Below are 1,307 nucleotides of genomic sequence, written 5' to 3' on the forward strand. Positions count from 1 at the left end.
TCGTCGTTTGCTGTGCGGTTGCGGGGGATGGCGGAGGGGGATCGTGCGTCGTTTGTCGTGGAGTTGGTGCGGGGGCTGGTCGCCGAGGTTTTGGGGCATGGGGGTGTGGGTGATGTGGAGGCGGGTCGGGCGTTCAGGGAGTTGGGCTTTGACTCGTTGACGGCGGTGGAGTTGCGGAATCGGTTGGGGGCGGTGACGGGGCTGCGGTTGCCGGCGACGTTGGTTTATGACTATCCGACGTCGGTGGCGCTTGCGGATTATCTGCGGGGTGAGTTGCTGGGGACGGTCCGTGTTGCGGATGTGGATCTGCCGGCGGTGGTGGTTGCGGATGATGATCCGATCGCGATTGTGGCGATGAGTTGCCGGTTCCCGGGTGGGGTGCGGTCTCCGGAGGATCTGTGGCGGCTGCTGGCGTCGGGGGCGGATGCTGTTTCGGGGTTGCCGTTGGACCGTGGCTGGGATGTCGCGGGGTTGTATGACGCTGATCCGGGTGCGCAGGGGATGTCGTATGCGCGTGAGGGTGGCTTCGTTTATGATGCGGCGGATTTCGATGCGGACTTCTTCGGGATTTCGCCGCGTGAGGCGTTGGCGATGGATCCGCAGCAGCGGTTGTTGCTGGAGACGTCGTGGGAGGCGTTCGAGCGGGCCGGTATTGATCCTGTGACGTTGCGTGGTAGTCGGACGGGTGTGTTCGTCGGTACGAACGGTCAGGATTATCTGTCGGTGTTGCTGGAGGGTTCCGAGGGCCTTGAGGGGCACTTGGGTACGGGTAATGCGGCGAGTGTGGTGTCGGGTCGGCTGTCGTATGTGTTCGGGCTGGAGGGTCCGGCGGTGACGGTTGACACGGCGTGTTCGGCGTCGTTGGTGGCGTTGCACTGGGCGGTGCAGGCGCTGCGTAATGGTGAGTGTTCGCTGGCGCTGGCCGGTGGTGTGACGGTGATGTCGACGCCGGGCACGTTTGTGGAGTTCAGCCGTCAGCGGGGGCTGGCGGAGGACGGCCGGGTCAAGGCGTTCGCGGCGGCTGCGGACGGTACGGGGTGGGGTGAGGGTGTTGGTCTGCTGCTGGTGGAGCGGTTGTCGGATGCCCGGCGCAACGGGCACCCGGTCCTGGCTCTGGTGCGGGGTTCGGCGATCAACCAGGACGGTGCGAGCAACGGCCTGACCGCCCCGAACGGCCCGTCCCAGCAGCGCGTGATCCGCCAGGCCCTCGCCAGTGCCGGACTGTCGGCCACCGATGTGGATGCGGTGGAGGCGCACGGCACGGGTACGCGTCTGGGTGACCCGATCGAGGCCCAGGCCCTGCTGGC

At 66.6% G+C, this 1,307-nt stretch carries 1 protein-coding gene; it reads left to right on the forward strand.

Going from position 1 to position 1,307, the window contains the following annotated elements:
• Positions 1 to 1,307: beta-ketoacyl synthase N-terminal-like domain-containing protein (locus tag ACP4J0_RS38440; protein ID WP_426604084.1), on the forward strand; the 1,307-nt coding region annotated here is incomplete at both ends.

It is taken from the genome of Streptomyces sp. WG7, from assembly GCF_049975785.1.
GTDB lineage: Bacteria > Actinomycetota > Actinomycetes > Streptomycetales > Streptomycetaceae > Streptomyces.